This window comes from Shouchella miscanthi, from assembly GCF_007725405.1.
In the GTDB taxonomy this organism is placed as follows: Bacteria; Bacillota; Bacilli; order Bacillales; family Bacillaceae_D; genus Shouchella; species Shouchella hunanensis.
The window spans coordinates 1004168-1027653 of record NZ_CP042163.1; the positions used below are offsets into that span (position 1 = coordinate 1004168).

17 protein-coding genes and 6 pseudogenes are annotated in these 23486 nt (G+C 39.7%); 22 read left to right on the forward strand and 1 reads right to left on the reverse strand.

Going from position 1 to position 23486, the window contains the following annotated elements; translation table 11 throughout:
* Positions 1-11 precede the first annotated feature (11 nt).
* From FPV17_RS04795 to FPV17_RS04805, 3 genes are read left to right on the forward strand one after another with little or no spacing between them, the layout of a single operon-like run.
* Positions 12-1229: a dihydrolipoamide acetyltransferase family protein gene (locus FPV17_RS04795; protein WP_186370735.1), complete on the forward strand. Its 1218-nt coding sequence runs from the start codon at positions 12-14 to the stop codon at positions 1227-1229.
* Entirely contained in the window at positions 1230-2645 is a 1416-nt protein-coding gene (locus FPV17_RS04800) for a dihydrolipoyl dehydrogenase family protein (protein WP_144558332.1), read from the forward strand. It begins immediately after the preceding gene.
* 27 nt (positions 2646-2672) lie between these two features.
* Positions 2673-3086: a PaaI family thioesterase gene (locus FPV17_RS04805; RefSeq protein ID WP_144558333.1), complete on the forward strand. Its 414-nt coding sequence runs from the start codon at positions 2673-2675 to the stop codon at positions 3084-3086.
* Positions 3087-3124: 38 nt separating this feature from the next.
* Here the strand turns inward: FPV17_RS04805 and FPV17_RS04810 are convergent, their stop codons facing one another.
* A complete protein-coding gene (locus FPV17_RS04810; protein ID WP_035393023.1) occupies positions 3125-3337 on the reverse strand; it encodes a hypothetical protein in 213 nt (70 codons plus the stop codon).
* 132 nt (positions 3338-3469) lie between these two features.
* On the opposite strand from FPV17_RS04810, the gene FPV17_RS04815 reads away from it, so the two are divergent.
* From FPV17_RS04815 to FPV17_RS04900, 19 genes and pseudogenes are all read left to right on the forward strand, one after another.
* Complete coding sequence (locus tag FPV17_RS04815) at positions 3470-4525, forward strand: MBL fold metallo-hydrolase (protein ID WP_144558334.1); 1056 nt, start codon at positions 3470-3472, stop codon at positions 4523-4525.
* The gene (locus FPV17_RS04820) at positions 4512-4799 is read left to right on the forward strand and encodes a DUF3006 domain-containing protein (RefSeq protein WP_035393022.1); all 288 of its coding nucleotides are present in this window, start codon (positions 4512-4514) and stop codon (positions 4797-4799) included. Before FPV17_RS04815 ends, FPV17_RS04820 begins: the two co-directional genes overlap by 14 nt.
* A 159-nt stretch (positions 4800-4958) precedes the next feature.
* The gene (locus tag FPV17_RS04825; RefSeq protein ID WP_144558335.1) at positions 4959-12002 is read left to right on the forward strand and encodes a DNRLRE domain-containing protein; all 7044 of its coding nucleotides are present in this window, start codon (positions 4959-4961) and stop codon (positions 12000-12002) included.
* Positions 12003-12082: 80 nt separating this feature from the next.
* Entirely contained in the window at positions 12083-12913 is an 831-nt protein-coding gene (locus FPV17_RS04830; RefSeq protein ID WP_144558336.1) for a DUF2750 domain-containing protein, read from the forward strand.
* Between the two features lie 201 nt (positions 12914-13114).
* Positions 13115-14229, forward strand: a pseudogene (locus FPV17_RS04835) (IS4 family transposase).
* Between the two features lie 280 nt (positions 14230-14509).
* Positions 14510-14968, forward strand: a complete 459-nt coding sequence (locus FPV17_RS04840) for a hypothetical protein (RefSeq protein ID WP_144558337.1) — start codon at positions 14510-14512, stop codon at positions 14966-14968.
* 238 nt (positions 14969-15206) lie between these two features.
* A pseudogene (locus FPV17_RS04845) lies at positions 15207-16309 on the forward strand (RHS repeat-associated core domain-containing protein); the annotation flags it as partial.
* Positions 16310-16530: 221 nt separating this feature from the next.
* Positions 16531-17370: a hypothetical protein gene (locus tag FPV17_RS04850; protein ID WP_144558338.1), complete on the forward strand. Its 840-nt coding sequence runs from the start codon at positions 16531-16533 to the stop codon at positions 17368-17370.
* Between the two features lie 239 nt (positions 17371-17609).
* Positions 17610-17834: pseudogene (locus tag FPV17_RS22170) on the forward strand (DUF4240 domain-containing protein); the annotation flags it as partial.
* 83 nt (positions 17835-17917) lie between these two features.
* Positions 17918-18244, forward strand: a pseudogene (locus FPV17_RS22585) (RHS repeat-associated core domain-containing protein); the annotation flags it as partial.
* Positions 18245-18289: 45 nt separating this feature from the next.
* Positions 18290-18526: pseudogene (locus tag FPV17_RS22590) on the forward strand (polymorphic toxin type 8 domain-containing protein); the annotation flags it as partial.
* Positions 18527-18606: 80 nt separating this feature from the next.
* On the forward strand, positions 18607-19074 hold the full coding sequence (locus tag FPV17_RS04865) for a hypothetical protein (protein WP_095149732.1): 468 nt from the start codon (positions 18607-18609) through the stop codon (positions 19072-19074).
* A gap of 73 nt (positions 19075-19147) precedes the next feature.
* Complete coding sequence (locus tag FPV17_RS04870) at positions 19148-19516, forward strand: DUF2750 domain-containing protein (RefSeq protein WP_144558341.1); 369 nt, start codon at positions 19148-19150, stop codon at positions 19514-19516.
* Positions 19517-19665: 149 nt separating this feature from the next.
* Positions 19666-19980: a DUF2750 domain-containing protein gene (locus tag FPV17_RS22180; protein WP_281284343.1), complete on the forward strand. Its 315-nt coding sequence runs from the start codon at positions 19666-19668 to the stop codon at positions 19978-19980.
* 105 nt (positions 19981-20085) lie between these two features.
* Entirely contained in the window at positions 20086-20940 is an 855-nt protein-coding gene (locus tag FPV17_RS04880; RefSeq protein WP_246117131.1) for a DUF4240 domain-containing protein, read from the forward strand.
* Between the two features lie 129 nt (positions 20941-21069).
* Positions 21070-21216, forward strand: a complete 147-nt coding sequence (locus FPV17_RS04885) for a ribonuclease domain-containing protein (protein ID WP_144558343.1) — start codon at positions 21070-21072, stop codon at positions 21214-21216.
* Between the two features lie 5 nt (positions 21217-21221).
* Positions 21222-21692 carry a DUF2716 domain-containing protein gene (locus FPV17_RS04890; protein ID WP_144558344.1) on the forward strand — a complete coding sequence of 157 codons (471 nt, stop codon included), beginning with the start codon at positions 21222-21224 and terminating at the stop codon, positions 21690-21692.
* A 147-nt stretch (positions 21693-21839) separates the two neighbouring features.
* Positions 21840-22217, forward strand: coding sequence for a DUF2750 domain-containing protein (locus FPV17_RS04895; protein WP_144558345.1), 378 nt, complete (start codon positions 21840-21842; stop codon positions 22215-22217).
* A 158-nt stretch (positions 22218-22375) separates the two neighbouring features.
* Positions 22376-23437, forward strand: a pseudogene (locus tag FPV17_RS04900) (RHS repeat-associated core domain-containing protein); the annotation flags it as partial.
* Between the last annotated feature and the right edge of the window lie 49 nt (positions 23438-23486).

Consider the following 23486-nt stretch of genomic DNA (forward strand, 5'->3'; position numbering starts at 1 on the left):
GAGATGCAGCGATGATTGAAGTGAAGCTCCATGATATAGGTGAAGGAATGACAGAAGGGGAAATTCTTACGTTTTTTGTTAAAGTGGGCGACGTTGTAAAAATGGATCAACCGCTAGTAGAAGTGCAAACGGATAAAGTTTCAGCTGAACTTTCCGCTCCTAAAGCTGGTATCGTGAAAGAAATTTTAATCGAACAAGGTGAAACCGTTATGGTCGGTACGTCGATTCTAATGATAGAGGAAATAAGAGACAAAGAGGAGCTAGAGCAACGTCAAGAAAAATCGACGGTCAAGAATTACCGGAGTGAAGCAGTTCGTTCACAACGACGCGTATTAGCTTCTCCTTACACGAGAAAAATTGCCCGGGAAAACCAGGTGAACATTGAAGATGTCCTAGGAACAGGTGAAAAGGGGCGCGTGATCGATCAAGATGTATATGCTGTATTAGAAGGATTTAAGAAAAAACCTGAACAACAATCGAAGAAGCCTTCACCAGAATTACGATCAAGTTCCTATTTCACAGGGTCAAAACCATCATCGGTACGCACGATTCCTTATGAAGGAAGACGAAAGCAAATTGCCACTAAGATGACTGAATCGGTTTACACAATTCCGCACGTCACCCATTTTGAAGAAGCGAACGTAACCAGCTTACTTGAATGGAGAACGGCGTGTAAAGAAGTGGGGATGCCGTTTTCTTTAGGTGCGTATTTTATAAAAGCACTTGTCATTACATTAAAAGAACATCCGCTTTTTAACTCCGTTTTAGACGAAAAAAATGGTGTTATACGGATTCAGGATTTCTATAATATTGGCCTTGCTACAAATGCTCCAGATGGTTTAATCGTACCAGTCTTAAAACAGGCCGATCGCAAATCCATTTTAACCATTGATCGAGAAATGAAAGAATTGACGCGTAAAGCGCAGGATAATGAATTAAAAGGCGATGATCTTCGTGGAGGCACATTCACGGTCAGTAACGTTGGACCACTTGGAAGCACAGGAGCGACGCCGATCATCAACGCACCACAAACGGCATTGCTTGCGATTCATAAGACAAAGCGTAGACCCATTGTGACGAAGGACGATCAACTTGCTATTGGTGACGTTATGACCATGTCAATGTCGTTTGACCACCGGATTGCAGACGGAGCACAGGCTGTTGCTTTCACGAATCGATGGGTTGAATTGCTAGAAGAACCAAAGCGTCTTATACTGGAGTTGATGTAAATGGTTGTCGGAGAGTTTGTACAAGAACGTCAGTTAATCGTTATTGGCGGTGGGCCAGGGGGGTATCAAGCGGCTATCCGGGCAGCACAGCTTGGTTTAGATGTCACCCTTGTAGAGAAAAACGAGCTCGGTGGTATTTGTTTACATGAGGGCTGCATGCCTTCGAAAGTCGTCACAGAAGCGGCAGAACGGTGGCAACAGACAGTAAAAGGCTGCAAGCTTGGTATTCCTGAACAACGAGAGCCCTTTAAATGGGACGTCCTCCGCAGGTATCAAACAAACGTCGTTGAGCAGTTAAAGCAAGGGATTGTGCAACTATGTAAGGGAAATAAAATTGAATACGTTGTTGGCGAAGCGAGTTTTCTATCCGCGGAACGTATCAGCGTCACAAATGGACATCAGTATGAGATTTATTCGTTTCAGCACGTTATCCTTGCAACAGGTCAATACTATGTATCAGTAACAGAAGAAAATGAGCGCTTGCTCACCCCCTATTCTTTGTTTCAATTAGAGAAGCTTCCACCATCACTCGTTATCGTTGGTCACCAAGGATACGAAATAGAAGCAGCGTTTGCTTATCAATCCTTGGGAGTAGAGGTGACGCTGCTGCTAGATGGTGCGCCTCCTATTGAAAAGGTGATTGAAAAAGAATGGTTTCGTTCAGCAAAGAAAGCTGGTATGAAAATAAAACAAGACATCGAATTTGAATCTGTTCAACTAAAAGATGCCAGCGTGGCGGTGGTATATAGTCTAGCTGAGAAACGAGAAGAAGTGCAAGCCACACTCGGGTATGTTTCACCAAATTGGAAAGGACAGACAGGAGCCCTCTCACTAAAACGGGTCGGGATCGAAACCGATCAGGATGGCTACATAACTGTAACATCAGAATTGAAAACAACTAAAAACAACGTTTACGCCATTGGCGATGTAAACAAAGAATCCTTCCTTGCGACAGCAGCGATTCAACAAGGAAAAGTAGTTGCTGAATTGTTAGCTGGCCATGCCTCAAGGTGGGACCCGACTATATTGCCTACGGTTTACCGTACCCAACCTCCTCTAGCTATGGTAGGATTAACACAAGAACAAGCAAAGAAAAGTGGCATCGATACAATTGTAGGTACAGCGTCATTCCGAAGTAATGGATTTAGCTTGCTGTCCCATGCGCAGGACGGCATTATAACCATTTTGAAAGACAAAGAAAGAGACGATATTATTGGTGTACAGATGGTTGGCACTGGTGCTACAGAACTAATTGTTAGTGCTACAATAGGAATGGAGCTAGGCATGCGAGACGAAGACCTCATTTTTCCGATGTATCCACACCCATGTGTAGGAGAAGTACTAATGGAAGCAGCTGAAGACTTACAACACACTGCGATTCATAAGCCACGCGCAACCAAGCAAACGCAAAAATGAAAACGCTTTATAAACGGAGGATTGTTTATGTCAAACCCTTTAATGGATGTCATTCATTTTAAAAAAGAACCGCCACCGTGTGACACCTATACCGGAGTTAAAATGGTAGAAGCGCATGATGGGATGGCTCATGCCATTTGGCGGCCAACGGAACACATGCTTAATGGACATGGTGTCGTGATGGGTGGGTTTGTTTCATCAGCTGCTGATGTAGCAATGGCGTATGCAATCTCTTCCTTAATGAACGATAAGCAACTGTTTGCTTCTGTTACTCTTAATGTTGCTTTTCACCGCCCGGCTCTTCCTGGAGAAATTGAAGTAAAAGCAGTCGTTGAAAAATTTGGACGAACGATGAGTTATGTGACGGCTGATTTATATCAAAACGATAAACTGGTTGCAAGCGCTGTTTCATCTGTTTTGGTACATGAAGTAAACGATTAAGTCTATTAAAAAAGAGTCGTGCTTGTCGCGACTCTTTTTTAATAGAAAATGAAATAAAACAATGCAACTGCACCACCGATGATTAAGTAGATTACGCGCATGTTCCCTTTCGGTTCTTTAAAAAACAAAAATAAGAAATAGGCCACGATGCTAGCAATGAAGAAACTAATTAATGTGGAATCATTATACAAAACGGCAATAACGCCGATGACAAGAAGGAACGCACGAAACACATAGTCAATCAATTTCAAGGAAGACCACCTACTTTCTGTTACCAAGAGATATGGTATCAAGAAGAGGAGAAAGTGTCAAAAGAGGGTGGTCTATTTAAATGGTGATTGATACACTTGGAGTAAATAAAAAAGGTTAAAAACGGAGGAAACATGACTCAAAAATGGATGTTCCCTATAGTATGCCTCTTACTAGTAACGGCTTGTGCAGGAGCTGATACGCCATCTACATCACTCGCAGCGGATGCGCCAATTTTGGCTGTACATTACATAGACGTAGGTCAAGCAGAAGCCACTCTCATTACATGGGAACAGGATGAACAAGCATTCAACATGCTGATTGATACAGGAGACTGGAATGACCAGACTACCGTTGAGTACTTACATGAACAGGGCATCGAAGAGCTAGATCTAGTGGTAGGCACTCACCCCCACGCTGATCATATCGGTCAAATGGCAGACGTCATCAATGAATTCACTGTGTTGGAGGCTTGGATGTCTGGAGATGAAACAGATACCCTTGTATTTGAACGGACATTAGATGCAGTGCTAGAACATGAGGTGGATTACCACGAGCCAAGAGCCGGTGAGCAAGTTGAAATAGGTGATGTTACCATTGATGTACTTCACCCTGAAACCCTTAATGGCGATTTAAACAACGGATCCATTGTGATGAAATTGACATATGGAGAGGTGTCTTTTTTGTTTACAGGTGATGTAGAGCTACAAGGGGAAGAAGACATGCTCGATCGAGGTCAACATTTACAGGCAACGGTCTTAAGCATGCCGCATCATGGGTCAAATACATCGTCATCAGAGCCGTTTATAGAGGCTGTTCAACCTTCCTATGCGATTTACTCTGCAGGTGTTGACAACGCCTATGACCACCCAGGGGAAGAAGCTCTTGAAGTAGTGCGAGGAACAGGTGCAACGATTTATGGTACGGATGAAGTCGGAACCATTATTGTTTCTACAGACGGAACTACTGTAGATATACAAAGTGAACAAGAAGAGGCAGATTGTGTCAATATCAACAGGGCAAGTGTAAAAGAGCTAGAGCAAATTGCGGAAATTGGACCAAGTCGGGCACAACAAATAGTAGACCTTAGACCGTTTGCAGCCCTTGATGAATTAACAGATGTAGATGGAATTGGTGAAGCAAGACTAAAGACCATTAAGGAAGAAGGAATTGCTTGTGTCAGACAGTAAGTATCATGGTGTTGTCGATCGCGTGACGAATGGTATCGCAGTCATTCTCGTTGACTCCTTACAAAAACAATTTGAAATGAGACAACAGGATTTACCAACTGATGCAAAAGAAGGCACTTGGCTTTCGCTCACTTTAGATAAATCCCACGCACATGTTTTAAACGCTACCGTTGACCATACTCAACAAAAAAAGAAACAACAAACCATTCGAGAAAAATTAAGTCAAGTAAGAGAACAGTCTTCTAAAAATAGCAAACGAAAGAGAAAGCACTAATGCATGAGCCTCAAAGGAATAAGCCTTTGAGGCTTTGTTGTGTATAGGCAACATTTTGTCGAACAAATGTGCTTGTCAAAAAGGAGAAGAACACATATTATAAAAATGTTACAAATGTAACCAATTTGTTACAAAAATTGAGAGAAAGTGGGTTTGAAGATGAGGCGAAAGGTACAAAAGCTTTTTATTTGGTTGCTTACTTTGCTTATTGTGGTTGGTGGCATGCCACTACAAGCAGTTGCAGAACAGGTTGGTGGACAAGACCAACCAGAGCAACAAGAGATGGAGAATCATGAAGACGAACGAGAAGAAGTAGTAGAAGAAACGAATGACGAAGAAGAAGATGGAGACGATCACCTTCTTTATGAAGATGTTGAACCAGACTTTGAGTTCGTCGAGGGTGAAAGTGATAAAAATTCTGAATTGGAAGATAATGATGACCCTGGGTCACAAGAAGAGCTAGTTGATGATCGTACAGAGAATACGAAACTTTTCTTGAATGAGGATGGCTCTTATACCCAAGAGGTGTATTTTGAACCTATTCATACGCTTGATGATGCAACAGAGGAATGGCAAGACATATCAAGTGAGCTAGAGAAGGTTTCGTCTGACGAAATTACGACGGAGAACACAAACCTCGCCTCAAGCTTCAAACCTATCATGGAAGATGGAGAGTATGCCACATACACCCAAAATAATAACACCATTACGTTTTCGCTTCTTTCGGCAACGGATGAAGATGGAGAAGTGATTCCAGTTGAAAACCAACATGCCTCTTTTAATGAAAATGAAATTACCTACCAAAATATCTTTTCTAATATTGATTTAAGACATTTTACATTTGATCAAAGTACGAAAGAAGATCTTGTATTACATGCCTATAATGGCCTTCATACATTTACGTATCATATTAAAACCGAACTAGTGGCACAAGAAAATGAAGATGGTTCAATCACTTTTTCTACGACAGAAGGGGAAGCGACGTTTGAACTGCCAAAACCCTATATGGCAGATTCACAGTACGATGATGCAAAAGGAGAAACCGCTGAATCACAGGATGTGCGTTATACGCTAGAAGAAATGGAAGATGGCTATGAGCTAACAGTGGAAGCGGATCGTGACTGGTTAACAGACGAAGCTCGTGTTTATCCTGTTTATATTGATCCAACAACCTCTGTGAACGTGAGCTCAGATGCGTTTGTCATGAGCGCCTATCCGACAACGAACTATAGTTCAACGAGTAGTAAGTGGGATTCCTCTCAGAATGCCCACGTTTTAAAAGTCGGGAAATACGATAACACGACAGGAACAACGTATGGCTACTTAAAGCAAAACATTAATGCTGTTAAGAATATGACTGTAACAAAAGCGACATTTAACGCCCATGTCATTCACCATTACTACGGCGACAATCCAAACGGCTTGTGGTTAGATACCGTTAATAGTGATTGGACACCGAGCACACTGAATTGGAACAATAAGCCTGGCTCTACAAATATTGCGAAAGTAGATGTTGGTCGAAACAAAAGAGCTAGTTTTGACGTAACAAATACGGTAAAAGCCTGGTTGAACGGGTCAAAAGCTAACAATGGCTTTAAGCTACACACAAATGGGAACGGAAAAGAATTTTGGAAAAAAGTCGTATCGACTACAAATTCAACAAATAAACCGCACATCAGTATCACATACACCATTCCAGCACCAGCAGCACCAACGTCTAAAACCTATACAACTGGGGATGGTGCAGGTCATGTGAACCTAAGCTGGAAGAAGATGCCGGGTGCAACAGGCTACAAAGTATGGGTGTACAACGGAAAGGATTATCAAGCCTTTAACGTTGGCGATGTAGCAAGCTGGTCAACAGAAGGAAAGAAAATTTGGCCAACAGCATCAGACATTGCGGCAGGAAAATTTGCGCTTTATACAAACGGAAAAGGGGCAGAGCTTGCAGTGGACCCTTCGCCTGTCTACAAGAACTCTGGCGGGAGTTATCCAACGAGTAAAAATTACTGGTTTCGAGTTAGCGCAATTTACGGACAAGGTGAAAGTGCTATGTCAGACGCACATAAGCCGAACATTCCAAACTTAAAGAAACCAGACAAACCAGCCTCAAAAAGCTATAGTAACGGAAACGGTACAGGCTACATTGATTTAACGTGGCCAGCCATAAGTGGTGCAACAGGCTATAAGCTTTATCTTTACAATGGCACTAAGCATGAGATGGTCGATGTTGGAAATGTGACCTCCTACACTACAAAAGGAAAGAAAATTTGGCCAACGGCAGCAGAAATTAAAGCAGGCAAGTTTGCTCTGCATTTAACGGATAATGCTGGAGCAGAGCTACCGGTTGATCCTTCACCTGTATACAAAAACTCTGGTGGGAATTATCCAAATGCAAAAGACTTTAATTTTAAGATTCAAGCATACAATGCTCATGGTGAGACGGTCCGCTCGGCAAGCGCCTTACCGTATATTCCTGATTTAGAAAAACCAAAAGCACCAAATGGTGTGGCCTACACGAATATTAAAGTGGAAAACACAGGCTACATTATGCTGGATTGGGAAGAAGTCGAGAATGCGACAGGCTATAAAGTGTGGATGTCAAATGGTAAATCGTTCACGAGCTTCGATGCCGGGGACGACACCCAATGGACGACCCAAGGAAAAGGGATCTGGCCAACTGCCGCAGACATTGCCGCTGGTAAATCAGCCTTATACACGAATGGGAAAGGATCAGAACTTGCAATTGATCCGTCACCTGTTTACAAGAACGCAGGCGGTAACACAACAGCAAAGAACTACTTTTTCAAAATAACCGCTTACAACAAGCATGGCGAAACGATTCAATCACCTGAATTCAAACCATCTATTGGACAGCCGACGGAATTTTTTGGTGAAGAAGATTATTGGTCGATTCTTTCTGTTCCATATGGAAAAGTGAACGCCGCAACAGGAAACTTGATCGTTTCGGAAGAAGACCTTTCTATTGGTGGTCGTGGACCGGGATTAGGGTTTTCACGAACGTACAACAGTCTAGCACCGACAACAGGCATGTTCGGTTACGGTTGGCATGCTGATAGTGAAATGACACTGAAGCTTTCTGGTAACCAAGCGCTATTCGTTGATGATGACAGTACGCTACACATTTTTACAAAACAAAGCGACGGCACGTACAAGCCACCAACAGGCGTATACCTTGAGCTAGAAGATAAAAACAACGCGTTGATTTTGACGACGAAAGACCAAACAAAAGCCCACTTCTCAAAAACGACAGGTAAGCTTGAAAAACTTGTTGATGGGCATGATAATACGACGACCTACACGTATAAAAACAATCGTTTAGAGACGATGAAAGATGCTTCAGGTCGAACCGTTACCTTCGTTTACAACGCTGATGGCACAGTAAAAGAAGTACAAGCACCAGGCTCTCGTAAACTTTTATACAACTATGAAAATGGGAAACTCGTAAGCTATACTGATTTTGATGGTGCGGTTACGAAGTATGAGTATGCAGCAGATGGTAAATTACTAGCGGTGTACGAACCAACCCACACCGATGCAAAACCAGTAGTCAATCGTTTCCTTTATAACGGTGATATGCTGAAAGAAGCGATTAACCCGAGAAACGAATCATTCAAACTTGCTTACGATTTAACGAAACGGACGCTTCTTTTTACGCAGCCAAACAATCGTAAACTATCCTACACGTACAACGCAGCTGGGAACCCAATTCAGTATGTGGAAGATGTGGACAGCTTAAAGCTAACAACGAATTACAAGTACGTTGGAAATAATTTAACAGAAACAACCGACCCGAATGATATTGGATCAGGTAAGCCAACGGAATCCTTCCAGTATGATAAAGATGGCAATGTGATTAAAGCCGTTGATGATTACGGAACAGAAACGTATACGTATAACGACAACCATGACGTCACATCAATGATTGATACAGAAGGTGACGAAGTAACGATTGCGTATGACGGTCTTGATGCTGTATCGGAAACCGATCAAAGTGGGAAAACCGCATCGGCGTCTAAGTATGCGAAAAACGGAAACCTAACCGAAGAAAGCCATGAACTCGCAACGGCAGCCAATCTTCTAGCAAACAGTCGCTTTGAAGACGGTACGACGAGCTGGACACGTATTGATAAACAGTCAAACGGTACGTATGTAGTTGAAAAGCAGTCTGCTGGAAAGCTGGCAGGTCCGAATTCGTTGAAAATGACGATGCAATCCGATGTGACCGAGCATGTGTATCAAGCAGCAACTCAAGTCGTTGATGCCTTACCAGACGTTTCCTATACATTAAGCTCACTAATTAAAACGGATACAGTAAACGCGCGTGCATTTCTAAATGTAGAAGCGCTAGATGCCAGCGGCAAACGAATTAAATGGATTGATAACCGTCACAGTCACCTTGTCGGTAAACAAAACTGGGCAGAGCGTCAGCTTTCATTCGTAACGCCAGCAAATACGGCAAAACTTCGCGTTTATTTAGAGCTAGAAAAAGTAAAACCAACAGCAAGTGGAAGCGCATGGTTTGACCAAGTACAGCTAGAACGAGCAGAAGTATCATCAAGCTACAACCCGATTCAAAACTCAAGTTTTCTAAACAATTTAACAAGCTGGAGCGGTTCTGGTGGCTCAGTTGACAGCGCTGGATTTGATGACAAGAAGTCCGTTAAAATTGTTAAAACAGCAGGACAAGCAGTCAGTGAATACAAACAAACGGTTACGTTAAACCAAGCAGCCAATGAACAAGCAATGGATTTAACGTTCACAGGTTTATCAAAAGCAGACAATGTAAAGTCAACGAACTACGGCTTAAAAGCAAAAGTATTTTATACAGACGGTACGACTGCAGACTTTGGCCCAGCGACGTTCCCAGAAGGAACGAACGACTGGAATCGAACGGCATTAAAACTAACGAAGAGTAAGCCAATCACAAAAGTAGATGTTTCTTTCTTTATTCAAGGTAGTGGAACGGCTTGGTTTGACGACATGCGTTTGCTTGAAGGCAATGTCATTAAGAAACAAACGTTTGACAATCAAGGAAACTATGTCACGAAAGTAGAAGATGAATTAGGTTTCACGACATCAAGTGTATTTGACACGTACGGAAACGAAACAGAATCCACCGACGCCCTTGGTAAAAAGAAAATATTCACTTATGATCTAGCCAATCAATTAAAGCAGCTAAAGCTTGAAAACGGCACAAGCATTTCGTACACCCATGATAAAAACGGCAATATGCTGACAAAGTCGATTGCGCCATCATCAGGACAAGCACAAGTCTTTAAATACGAGTACGACACAGCTGGAAAGCTGATGAAAACCGTTGGGCCGTTTAACGATGTCGTAACGAACCAATACGATGCCAACAGCAATCTCATTAAAACAACAACACCGAACGGGCACACAACCGAATTAACGTACGATGGCACAGATCGAATGGCGACGAAAAGCTACAACGGTCAAATCGCCTACCGCTTTACGTACGATAAAAACGGCAACGAGCTAACGGTGAAAGACGAAAAAGCAAACGGAACGAAAGTCCGCACGTTCGATAAAAAAGACCGCATGGTTACGCTTGCCGAACGAACAGGAAAGCAAGAATGGAATTACTCAGATACATCCGATAAACTAAATACGTTCGTGTTCACCCACGGAACATTCAAACAAACGAACACGTATGAGTACAACAAAAAAGAACAAAACATTCGCATGAAAGATGGGGACGCGACGTACCATTTTGATTACGATGAAAAAGGTAACGTCAAAACGTTCTCATCTGGAAACCGCACAGGCGCAAGCTTCACATATGACCCACGCGGCCTCGTTACGGCTCTAACAGTCGGATCTGAAGCTGGCGCACCATTTTTAGAGGAATTCATGACGTACGACGCGAATGGAAACCGTACATCCATTAAAGATGGTAGCGGTAAGGCGATTTCGTATACGTACGGCGCTCTTGACCAGCTCATGAGCGAAACGTTACGCGACGGCACGAAAAACGAATTCACTTATGACGGCTTCGGCAACCGAACATCAGTCAAAACAACAAAAAATGGGCAAACAACCGAAACAAAAGCAAGCTACAATGTCTATAATCAGCTGACAAGCATGGGCAACGAATCGTTTACGTACGATAAGAACGGCAACCGACTAACAGACGGCACGTACAGCTACACGTGGGATGCAGCCGATCAAGTGACAGCGGTCACGAAAAAAGGCGAAACCAAACCATTCGTCACATACACATACGATGAAGACGGACGCCGAATCCAAAAAGCGGTTGGTTCCACCATTACGAACTACCATTACGACGGCGACAGCCTCAACGTCCTTTATGAAACGAACGGTTCAAACGCCGTGACAAAGTCGTACACGTACTCCGACGCAGGTCAACTCGTCGCGATGAAAAAAGGAAGCGTCAAATACTACTACCACTACAACGCTCATGGCGATGTCATTGGTATCAGTGACAAAGACGGCAACCGACTCGCAACGTATGAGTACGATGCGTGGGGCAACCCATTAAAAGCTGACGAAACCGCAGCGGTCAAAGACAACACGTACCGCTATGCCGGCTACCAGTACGATCACGAAACCGGCATGTACTACCTCATGGCCCGCTACTACGAGCCAAAGCACGGCGTGTTCTTATCCCTAGACCCAGATCCAGGCGATGAAGACGACATCATCACGCAAAATGGCTACACGTATGCGAATAATAATCCGGTGATGTTAGTTGATCCGGACGGGCATTGGGTGTGGCTTGCGGTAAACGCAGGATTTGCGGCATATGACGGATACAAAGCGTATAAAGCAGGTAAGGGCTGGAAAGGCGCTGCTTGGGCAGCCGCATCCAACTTCGGACCAGGAAAAGTATTCAAAGGTGCGAAAAAGGCGTTAGGGTTTGCGAAGAAAGGGCGTTCAGGTAGATTAAAGAAGCAAAAATCTTCTATAGACGATAAAAGCTTACCAAAACATGCAAGAGGTTTTCTTAAAACTCAAAGAAGGCACTTGTATAAAAAGAACCCAACAACAGGAAAGCGCAGAGGACATATGAAGAACCCTCCTGGATATGAAATGACACATATACGAGGAAAGGAAGCTGCCAAAGGGTTTTCTTATAAATATACTATATGGAATCTGGCAAGTAATCATAAATTACAACATAAGAAAAGAAGGAAATAAACAAAAGGGGTTAAAGTAAAGATTAATGATTCTACTAGTAGAATCATTAATCTTTATAAAATTGAAGGAGGAAAAGTAAATTGAGCAATTTATATAAGGTTTATTTAGATCAGATTGTGAAGCAAGACAAAGTATGGACGTTAAGTAATAACGATGGATGGGTTACATTAGCTAGTGAAAATAATGAGTACAATGTGAGCTTTTGGGTTGAAAAAGAACAGGCAAAATTGGCTGCAACCAAATTTTGGGAAGGTTGTGAACCAGAAGAGATAAAAGTTGAAGAGCTATTAAATGGAATACTAGAAGAACTTGTTGAAGATAATGTTGGAATTAGTTTTTATATAGATGAATCTTCTTCAATAAATGTTTCTCCGTCAGATTTATTAAATAATTTATTATTTGAGAAGGAAATTATTAACAGAGATATACAAACTACAAACAAGTCGGAATATTGGAGAGAGTATATAGAGGAAAAAGATATAGTTGAGAGAAATAAAAATGTAATAATGCTAGATGTTTATAAATATTCTGGTGCTATAAATGAAGAATATTTCAACAGTCTATTTAATGCTTCTAAAAAAAAGCGTTATGAGGCTTTTATAAAAATCATTTGTCGAGAAGAAATGCTCTACACAATTTCAATTGCTGGGAAGTTTACAATATTGCAGGAGGATGGTCAATTCTATTTTCCTGTATGGCCAGTAAAAGATTTTGCTGATAAGTGTTTAACCGGTAACTGGTTAGAAGGGAAAATAGTATGCATAAATTTTGAAGAGTGGGTTAGTTTGATTTTAAACTACTTTGAAAAAGAGAACATTAAAGTAGCAGTTTTTCCAAATGATTCCACTTATTTAGCGGTAGAAGCTAAGAAATTGCTCATTGATATAGAGAAAGAACTTGATTTTTATTGAATTGAAATAATTTCATAACAATAAGTCACAGAGCAGTGAGGCTTTTTAAACACATAAAAAGTCACTAGTGTTGTAGTAATATTGAAGAATGATTAAAAAGACTTCAAATATTCATTTTATGTCTATATAAGCATAAAAAAATCCTTTATACTAGATTGGTCAGGTGGTTTCCTGTCCAAATCCAATAAAAAGGACCTTAACATGGACAAGAATACACAAAAAACATCGTTTGGTCAATGGGTTTCACCCATTTCAAGTTTATTTATTGAAGCAATTGCCGCAGATATGAAGACCGACCGCTATATTAAAAAGTTAAATACGCGATCTTTTCTTCAATTGTTGTTATTTGCACAGCTTGAGGAAGTAGAAAGTCTTCATGCATTAAGCGATTCTTTGTTTAACGATTAACTCCAAAGAGAAATTGGACTCCATTCGATCAGTGTGTCACAACTCTCTCGTCGGTTAAATCACTTTGATCCAGCGTTTTTTGAAATGATTTTCTATGACTTAGTGGCGCAAATTCATACGAAAACGCACCTAGCTAAGCATCGGATGCCGCTAAAAATGATTGACTCAACCACGCTACCTTTGTCATTAACTAACCATGAATAGGCAGTGTTTCTGCAAACAAAAGCGGGTGTTAAGGTTCATTTACGCCTTGTTTTTATGGAAAGAGGCACATCGTATCCAGAAAAAGTCGTGCTAACTGAAGCGAAAGCACATGATCGCGGACAACTAGAAGTGCTTGTTGGTGACAACCGATGCATGTACGTGTTTGATCATGGGTATCTCGACTATGAACAGTTTGATCGTATGTCCGACGATGGTTTCTTTTTCTTAACACGATTACGAAAGTACGCTGTAATACGCGCGTTGACGCGTTTGAGGTGCCGTACGAAAGTGCGGTTTAATCTGATGAGATGATCTATTTAGGTTCACCTAAATCCCGTACTGAAAACGTGTTCCGGCTTTTACGAGTCAAAACAACTGATGGAAACGTGCTTTCGCTATTAACCAATCGTTTTGACTGGAGCGCTGAAGAGATTTCAAACATGTATCGCTCGCGTTGGGCGATTGAGTTGTTCTTTAAGTGGATCAAACAACACGTTCGCATCAAGACATTTTACGGACAGTCGCAACGTGCCGTATACAATCAAATTTTCACAGCTTTAATTGTCTTTTGTCTCAACGTACTTGCGCAGTTGCACACGACAAGCCGCTACTCGATTCTACGAATCAGCCGTTATTTAAGAGCAGCATTATGGAAAAGTGCACACATATGGATAAGGAAAATCGCAGGAAAAACAGTCCCTTGAGTTGTTGAAGTCGTTAATGCATCAGTCACTGGTATATCTATATACAATTATTCCTAAATGGATAGAGCTACCTTCTGCTTAGGGTATGCCTTTTTTTAATTTAACAGAGAATGTTAAGGTCTGAACATTCTGTTTATATTTATGTAACACTAGTGATAAAAAGTACCTCTCTTATATTCAGTATCCCTTGCTTTTATAAGAAGGTGTTTTATGAAGACGACATACTTAAATAAATTCTGCAGAACTGATATTTTGAAGAGAGTAGATGGAGGTCTTGTTCTTGAAACACTATAATAAAATGTTGGTAGCAATAAATAATAAAGAATTAAAATGTCATTCGGAAAAAGGGGATTGGCTTTATATTGCTGGAACAAACGATACAAAAAAAGGACTGTTTAGAATAGCTAAAGAACATCATTATTTCGTTTCTCTAACAGCGGAACGTATGCCATCCGAGTTGGGTGTAGTAAAAAAAATAAAAGAAGGTATAACTGCTTATGATTTAGCGAAGTTAGATTTTTATTCAAGAGGTATCGAAGCTGAATTAATAGATGAAATTGTTATAAAAGAGTATGAGAGTTTTCTGATAACCATAAATTCACAGCCTGAACATACACCAATGGCTGTTACTTGGTTAGAAAAGTTAGTTGGTTTTGAAAAGAAAAAAGAACTTAGGGTACATAAAGTTTTCTTCTTAGAAAGAACAAAGGAAGAAAAAGACAGGCTGTTTAAGGATTAAGCTTGGTAGCGTCAAGAATTTTGTGTGAATAGAAACCCTAATCGATAGCATAAGTCACCTGTTAGGCTTCGACCTGAACAAACATCTGCATGATTTCAGCCGATTTAGAGCAAGAATTAGAAAATTATTAAGTTATACTAATCATTTATGGTGGAATACTGTTTGTAATTAATGAATTTTGTCGTTTAAAAGTAAAGGTCCGCATGAAGATGCGGGCTTTTGTTAATTAAGGTGTTTTTTCACGTACGGCTCCCTTGACCAGCTCATGAGCGAAACGTTACGCGACGGCACGAAAAACGAATTCACCTATGATGGCTTCGGCAACCGAACGTCAGTCAAAACAACAAAAAATGGGCAAACAACAGAAACAAAAGCAAGCTACAATGTCTATAATCAGCTGACAAGCATGGGCAACGAGTCGTTTACGTACGATAAGAACGGCAACCGACTAACAGACGGCACGTACAGCTACACATGGGATGCAGCCGATCAAATGACCGCTGTCACGAAAAAAGGCGAAACCAAACCATTCCTCACGTACACATACGATGAAGACGGACGCCGCATTCAAAAGCGGTTGGTGCCACCATTACGAACTACCATTACGACGGCGACAGCCTCAACGTCCTTTATGAAACGAACGGTTCAAACGCCGTCACAAAGTCGTACACGTACTCCGACGCAGGTCAACTCGTCGCGATGAAAAAAGGAAGCGTCAAATACTACTACCACTACAACGCTCATGGCGATGTCATTGGCATCAGTGACAAAGACGGCAACCGACTCGCAACGTATGAATACGATGCGTGGGGCAACCCATTAAAAGTTGACGAAACCGCAGCGGTCAAAGACAACACGTACCGCTATGCTGGCTACCAGTACGATCACGAAACCGGCATGTACTACCTCATGGCCCGCTACTACGAGCCAAAGCACGGCGTGTTCTTATCCCTAGACCCAGATCCAGGCGATGAAGACGACATCATTACGCAAAACGGCTATACGTATGCGAATAATAATCCGGTGATGTTAGTTGATCCGGACGGGCATTGGGTATGGCTTGCAGTAAACGCAGGATTTGCGGCATACGATGGATACAAAGCGTATAAAGCAGGTAAGGGCTGGAAAGGCGCTGCTTGGGCAGCCGCATCCAACTTCGGACCAGGAAAAGTATTCAAAGGTGCGAAAAAGGCGTTAGGGTTTGCGAAGAAAGGAATAAAAAGCAAACGTAAAAAGGCCTCGACTGGATCCTATACAATACATTTTAACAATGGAAAAAGGTATCATGGTAAAGGGCCTTATTCTAGAGCTACCAAATCAGCTCAGAGAATAGAAAAGAAATATGGGGTTAGATATCAAAATATTAATTGGACAAGGGCTAAAAATAACGATGCGGCTTTTAGGCAAGAATACCTTAGGTTGAAAAGAGATGGTGGTAAGAGAAATAGTAAAAATTATAACAAAATAGAAAGTCCAGGAAAAAAGAAAAGACGAGGCATTTAAAATTTAGAAGCGCATGAATCTTTGTGCGCTTCTCCCATAAGCTTAGAGGTGATTAGAAGATGTGTTCTCCGTATAAAATTTATAACGATATAGAATTTTGTGTAAAAGAAGTTAATCATTTAAAAATAAAAAGTATAGAGATTAATGATGCATTTTATGGAGGTGATTCTATTGAATTCCTAGAAAATATGCCTTTAATTGAGGATTTAAGCATTGTATCAGAAAAGCATTTAGATCTTTCAATATTAGATAAATTATCTTCTTTAAAAATATTGAAGTTAGATCTCTCGATAAAAAAAACCTTAAACCTCGGTTCACTGCAAGTTGAAGAATTATCTTTAAACTGGTCAAAGAATGTCAAAGGTTTAGGTGATCTAACTAGTGTTAAAAAGTTAAGTCTCACAAATTATAAGTCTGTTAATAAGGATTTAAGGGAACTTGGAAATTTAAAAAATCTAAAAGAATTAGAGTTAATAAAAGGGAACATAGAGTCATTATATGGTATAGAAAATAATTATAATTTAAGTAAAATATCTATATTTTATATCAAATCTCTTCGTTCTCTGTATCCAAATGAAAACAAGAATTCAACAATCTCAGATATTGAAATTAATGGTTGTACTAACATAGTTGATCTTGGGGATTTAGTTACTTTTAGAAATGTTCGTAAGCTTATTTTGGATAATATTGGAAATTTAACTTCTGTTAAATTTATTAGTGAATTTAAAGAGTTGAATTATTTCGTTTTGCTAGGAAGTGTTATTGAAGATGGTGATGTATCTCCGTGTTTTGGAATAGATTATGTTCAATTTGAAGAAAAAGATTGGTATTCTCATACTTTTTCAGAGTTTAAGAAGTTAAATGGAATAGAAAAAAGAAAGCGTAAGATAAGTAGATAATTTTTAAAATGACAAGAACACACAAAATAATAAATTGTGGTTAATAATACCTATATGACTCATATTTTTTTAAGTAAGAAAAAATAAATCATGTGGGTGTATCTACTCCATAGGTGAAAGATAAAACAGTTTGAAGAAGCGCTTGCGCAGAAACTATACAAGCTTGATACAGAGAAACATGCAAGGTCTATTGGTGAAGCAGCTTACGTGGATGAGAAGACGTTTTTTTTTCGCCCGATTTCTTTCTCTATGCGCGCTGTCTCGCTGTCGCAAAGGGCAAAGATTTTTATGAACATGTTGTAAAACATCCAGAGGCAATGCCGAAAGATGATGAATTCGAAGAATTGTTGATACTAGCAGCGGAAGCGATTGAAGAAAAGACGGAAGACGAATGGGATTATGTTCCGTCAAAGGATTACGAGACGTTTCAAATGAACGTGGCTGGCGCTAAAGTTGTTTCATGAACAAGCAATATGGAGTTACAAAGTCCGCATGAACGTGCGGGCTTATATTTCTTCAATAGAGAAAAATAAATGATCGGTCTTAAGAAACCGGCATGTACTATCTGATGGCCCGCTACTACGAGCCAAAGCACGGCGTGTTCTTATCCCTAGACCCAGATCCAGGCGATGAAGACGACATCATTACGCAAAATGGCTATACGTATGCGAATAATAATCCGGTGATGCTAGTTGATCCGGACGGGCATTGGGTATGGCTTGCAGTAAACGCAGGATTTGCGGCATACGATGGATACAAAGCGTATAAAGCAGGTAAGGGCTGGAAAGGCGCTGCTTGGGCAGCCGCATCCAACTTCGGACCAGGAAAAGTGTTCAAAGGTGCGAAAAAGGCGTTAGGGTTTGCGAAGAAGGCGGGAAGAAGCGGTAAGTTAGCAAAACAGAAATCATTAATTGCCGATACAAAACTTCCAAAACATATACGTGGTTTTATGGCTAACCAGAAAAGACAATTGGGTAAGAGGAACAAACGTGGGGGAAAGAGGACTCACATGAAAAATCCTCCGGGTTACGACTTAGCCCATTGGAGAGGTAAAGAAGCTAGAAAAGGTAACAGTTATTTATATTCTAGTTTGCAACTTAGAAAAGACCATAGACGACAGCATAGTATTGAGTTTCGAGCAAAGAGAAGAAGGTAATAGATTAAGAATGTTAGTGAAAAATACATTTGGGAAGAGTTTTGAAGACTCTTCCCTTATAAAAGGAGAGATATACAACGGTGCGAACGTACACAAAAATGTTAATAGGTTTTTATAATGAAGAATTAAATAGTTATGCAAATAAAGGGGACTGGTTATATTGTGCACAAAAGACGGACAGTAAAAAAGGATTGAAACGAATGCCTAAAGGTTATCATTTTTTCGTGTCTTTAAATGAGGAAAGAACGCCATCAGAAATAGGGGTTGTTAAGAGACTCAGTACACCCATAACGGCTAAAGAACTTGCAATACTTGATTATAAAAGTAGAGGGAAAAGTGTTGAGGATATACCTGAAAGTGAGTTATTACAATATGATAAATTTCTCAGAACAATAAATTCATATTCTGAACATACCCCAGTTGCTGTTGATTGGTCTGATCGATTAACAAATGATATGAAGAAAGAGAAATACTTATGGATACACAAAGTGTTATTCAGAGATTGGTCAAAAGAAAAAAAGAAAGAGGTTTTCGAATGGGATTTTTAGTGATCATTTAAAAAGGCTTAACTTACTATCATGCTTGGTTAATAATAATAACTCTATAAACAGGAAGGTTAATATGGAAAAAGCAGAGAGATATAAGGAATTTTTAAGTCAACTCATTCTAGAAGAAGGAGTTTGGGTTTTAGTTGACAATGATGACTGGGTTGTTTTAGCAAGTGATGATCCAAATTACAAATATAGTATTTTTTTATGGAATAAAATGGAGAAAGCAGAAAAGGGTGCAAATAATTTTATTAGTGGTTTGCCTGAAAAAATAGAAATAAATGAGTTCTTAAAAGAAGTACTACCACAATTTATTAATGAGCAAATTGAGATTGGAATTTATGTTAATGAATCTCAGTCTATTTTTATAAGCGCAAAAGATTTTAGAGATAATCTTTTATATGAGATTGCTAATAAGAAAGACGAAAAAAAACAGATGTAAATTACAAAGGTTATGTTGAGGAGAATATTTTAACAAATGATAAAAAATCGAATGGTTCACTCAATTTTTATCATCTCCTAGAAAGAATTGATGATCGCTATTTTAATAACCTTTTTTATGCCGATAAAAATAAAAGATATAGTTCATTTATAAAAATAATTTGCCGTGATGAAATAATTTACACTATTAAACAAGGAAGTTTGTTTGCCTTTATTAGTGAAGAGAGCGATTACTACTTACCTGTTTGGCCAGAAAAAGAATTTGCTGAAAAAAGTTTAACAGGTAAATGGGAAAACTATGAAATTGTTAGCTTTAATTTTAGTGAGTGGTGTTCCATTATATTAGATTACCTCAAGGTAACTGGTTATAGTGTCGCTGTTTTTCCAAATAACGAGTCATATATAGCAGTAAAGCCTGAGAAGCTACGTATAGAAATGGATGAAGAGTTAGAATTTTACGAGTAGGAATGGAGATTAAAACCTATAAGAAAACCGAGTTACATGCATATTCTAAGAGCTGAAATTCATAAAAGACCAATGCCTAGAAAACGTTAAAAAGGAGAAGGGATTATGGAATTTAACAGTGGAGATATTTATATATATCAAACACCTAATGGTTATTATTCAGCAATAAGAGTACTTATAACTCAACCAAAAGAAGAATATAAACTCCTTGTTTATTCAACCCGTTACTTTAATGAAGCAAAGCCTGATATAAATAACCCACAGTTATATAAACCTCTAGACGAATATTCAGTCGAGTGGATTAAAGTTATGAAAGTTTGCGACATATATTTCGTTGGAAATCAACCCTTAGAGCCATGGGAAGAGGGCATTTATCTAAGGTCAAGGAAGCTTGGTTTTGGATATGATCTACATTCATTATTTCTAGGACCCTATTATCGATGGTTAGAAAAAAAGGATCCCGAAGCATTCGAAAAGGTACTTGAAGAGGATGAAACTGGCAAACTAAATGAATTTGAAAAATCCCTCCCTAGCAAAGCATTTTGGGAGATAATCAGTCTGATAGATTTTGACGCAGATGATCCGCTGGAAAAGGCGAGAGATAAGCTTGCCTCCATGACAGAGAAGCAGATAAAACAATTTGAAGAAGCGCTTGCGCAGAAACTATACAAGCTTGATACAGAAAAACATGCAAGGTCTATTGGTAAAGCAGCTTACGTGGATGAGGAGACATTTTTTTCACCCGATTTCTTTCTCTATGCGCGCTGTCTCGCTGTCGCAAAGGGCAAAGGTTTTTATGAACATGTTGTAAAACATCCAGAGGCAATGCCGAAAGATGATGAATTCGAAGAATTGTTGACACTAGCAGCGGAAGCGTTTGAAGAAAAAACGGAAGACGAATGGGATTATGTGCCGTCAAAGGATTACGAGACGTTTTCAAACGAACGTGGCTGGCGCTAAGATTTTTTAGTAAAGTAGCAATATAAGGTTATAAAGTCCGCATGAATGTGCGGGCTTTTATAGCTTTATTCATATTTGAAAATTATTATAAAGATGACTACATAACAATAAGCGAGAAATCATTACCGCTTGCCTAAAAAAGATTCCTATAGAGAGTACGATGTTAACCCTTATGTAAAGGGTAGAAATAGAGGTAAAGAGAGAGTCGTTATTGGTTCTAAGGGAAGGGCTTATTATACTAAGAATCATTATAAATCATTTAAAAGAGTGAGATGAGCTAAATGAACTTTAACTTAATGAAAAAAGAACAAACTGAGATAGTTTGGAATACCATTGGTGAGAATTTTGGTTATCCTGAAAGTCAAAGAAGTTTTAAATTACCAAAACCTTATATAATATTTGACATAAGTTCTAAATACTCATATGAAACGGATGAGTTAGAAGATATGGTGTTAACAGCAATGAGAGCTTGTACAAGAAAAAATGAGTTGATTTATGCTATGGATTGGCAACATGAATGTTATGAATTCGATCCAAGAAAGCCTATTGAACGAGATGAATGGAAAGAATGGCTTGTGCCTTTATTTCCAAACGGTGATTATTACATCTTTATACAAAAGGATCTAAAATGGGGCTATTTTGGGCATCCATGGAAAAAAGAAATTGGGATTTTCGGAGATTGCTTTATTAAAAATTTTAATGGAAAGAATAAAGTTTTGGATACTATAATTAAAAAGAAGGATAAACAGTAAAAAGTATTCTTAAGACAAGCACTATAAGCATTATTGATTTCAGAAATTAAATTACTAAAAATTTCTCAAAGTAAAGCAAATTGTCGGGATGATAAAAGCCATATATGAGTAGATATTGAACGTCAGAAGAAATTAAAGGAGAATCCTATGAATAAGTTAGAAATTGAAAAAACCATGCAAATGAATTCACAAAAAAGATATGAGTACTTTATAAAAAAGGTTTCTGATTATGAAGAAGTATGGTCTCTAAGAAATGAACAGGGGTGGGTGACTTCAAAATTAGATAATGGAAGTACAAGCTTAAATTTTTGGCCCACAAAAGAACATGCTGAATTATGTGCAATGAAAGAGTGGAAGAAGACAGTTGCTGTTTCAATTGATTTAGAAGAATTTATTGATAGTTGGCTACCTGGAATAGACAACGATGGAGTCAGTGTTTCAATTTTTTTTAACAATAAAGATTCTATTACTGTTCCCGTAAAAGAAATTTTAAACAATTTAGAGCAAGAATTAGAGAATTATTAAGTTATACTAATCATTTATGATGGAATACTGTTTGTAATTATTAAATTCTGTCGTTTAAAAGTAAAAGTAAAGGTCCGCATGAAGATGCGGGCTTTTGTTAATTAAGGTGTTTTTTCACGTACGGCGCTCTTGACCAGCTCATGAGCGAAACGTTACGCGACGGCACGTACAGCTACACGTGGGATGCAGCCGATCAAATTACCGCTGTCACGAAAAAAGGCGAAACGAAACCATTCGTCACGTACACGTACGATGAAGACGGACGCCGCATTCAAAAAGCGGTTGGTTCCACCATTACGAACTACCATTACGACGGTGACAGCCTCAACGTCCTTTATGAAACGAACGGTTCAAACGCCGTTACAAAGTCGTACACGTACTCCGACGCAGGTCAACTCGTCGCGATGAAAAAAGGAAGCGTCAAATACTACTACCACTACAACGCCCATGGCGATGTCATTGGTATCAGTGACAAAGACGGCAACCGACTCGCAACGTATGAATACGATGCGTGGGGCAATCCGCTGAAAGCCGACGAAACCGCAGCGGTCAAAGACAACACGTACCGCTATGCTGGCTACCAGTACGATCACGAAACCGGCATGTACTACCTCATGGCCCGCTACTACGAGCCAAAGCACGGCGTGTTCTTATCCCTAGATCCAGATCCAGGCGATGAAGACGACATCATTACGCAAAATGGCTATACGTATGCGAATAATAATCCGGTGATGTTAGTTGATCCGGATGGGCATTATGTATGGGCTTTAGTTGGTGGCGCTATTGGAGGAATAAGCTCTTATAAAGCAGCGAGAGCAAAAGGTGCCAGAGGTTGGAAACTGTTTGGTGCAACAGCTGGAGGTGCAGCGCTTGGTGCTGTAGGTGGTGGTGCATTTAGAGTTGGAAAAATATTCTCAGGGGTCACAAAAAAGAGAAAAGCAGTAGCAGGTGTAATAAGAGGGCATACAAAACATGGTCTACATCAATCAATTGGTAGAGATGGTGGAAGAGGAGTGAGCATAAAAGCAAAGTTGGATGCTGTAAGAAATTCAAAGAAAACTATTAAACAATCAGGTGGTAAAACCAGATATTATGGAAAAAAAGCAAATGTTGTAGTCAATAAAAGAGGACAAATTGTTACGGTTTTTGGTAAATCAAGAGCAAAGGGACCAAAACAAGTTTTTCACAAGTATGGTAAAAGAGAGTGGTATCAAAAATAAATAAGGTAAATTACAAGAGAAGCCTTTCTCTTGAATTCTTATTCATAGG

What these genes read in the sequence shown, in the direction of transcription:
- FPV17_RS04795 (WP_186370735.1), top strand. Translation starts at nt 12, where the DNA reads ATGATTGAAGTGAAGCTCCATGATATAGGTGAAGGAATGACAGAAGGG.
- FPV17_RS04800 (WP_144558332.1), top strand. Translation starts at nt 1,230, where the DNA reads ATGGTTGTCGGAGAGTTTGTACAAGAACGTCAGTTAATCGTTATTGGC.
- FPV17_RS04805 (WP_144558333.1), top strand. Translation starts at nt 2,673, where the DNA reads ATGTCAAACCCTTTAATGGATGTCATTCATTTTAAAAAAGAACCGCCA.
- FPV17_RS04815 (WP_144558334.1), top strand. Translation starts at nt 3,470, where the DNA reads ATGACTCAAAAATGGATGTTCCCTATAGTATGCCTCTTACTAGTAACG.
- FPV17_RS04825 (WP_144558335.1), top strand. Translation starts at nt 4,959, where the DNA reads ATGAGGCGAAAGGTACAAAAGCTTTTTATTTGGTTGCTTACTTTGCTT.
- FPV17_RS04850 (WP_144558338.1), top strand. Translation starts at nt 16,531, where the DNA reads ATGTGTTCTCCGTATAAAATTTATAACGATATAGAATTTTGTGTAAAA.
- FPV17_RS04870 (WP_144558341.1), top strand. Translation starts at nt 19,148, where the DNA reads ATGGAAAAAGCAGAGAGATATAAGGAATTTTTAAGTCAACTCATTCTA.
- FPV17_RS04880 (WP_246117131.1), top strand. Translation starts at nt 20,086, where the DNA reads ATGGAATTTAACAGTGGAGATATTTATATATATCAAACACCTAATGGT.
- FPV17_RS04890 (WP_144558344.1), top strand. Translation starts at nt 21,222, where the DNA reads ATGAACTTTAACTTAATGAAAAAAGAACAAACTGAGATAGTTTGGAAT.
- FPV17_RS04895 (WP_144558345.1), top strand. Translation starts at nt 21,840, where the DNA reads ATGAATAAGTTAGAAATTGAAAAAACCATGCAAATGAATTCACAAAAA.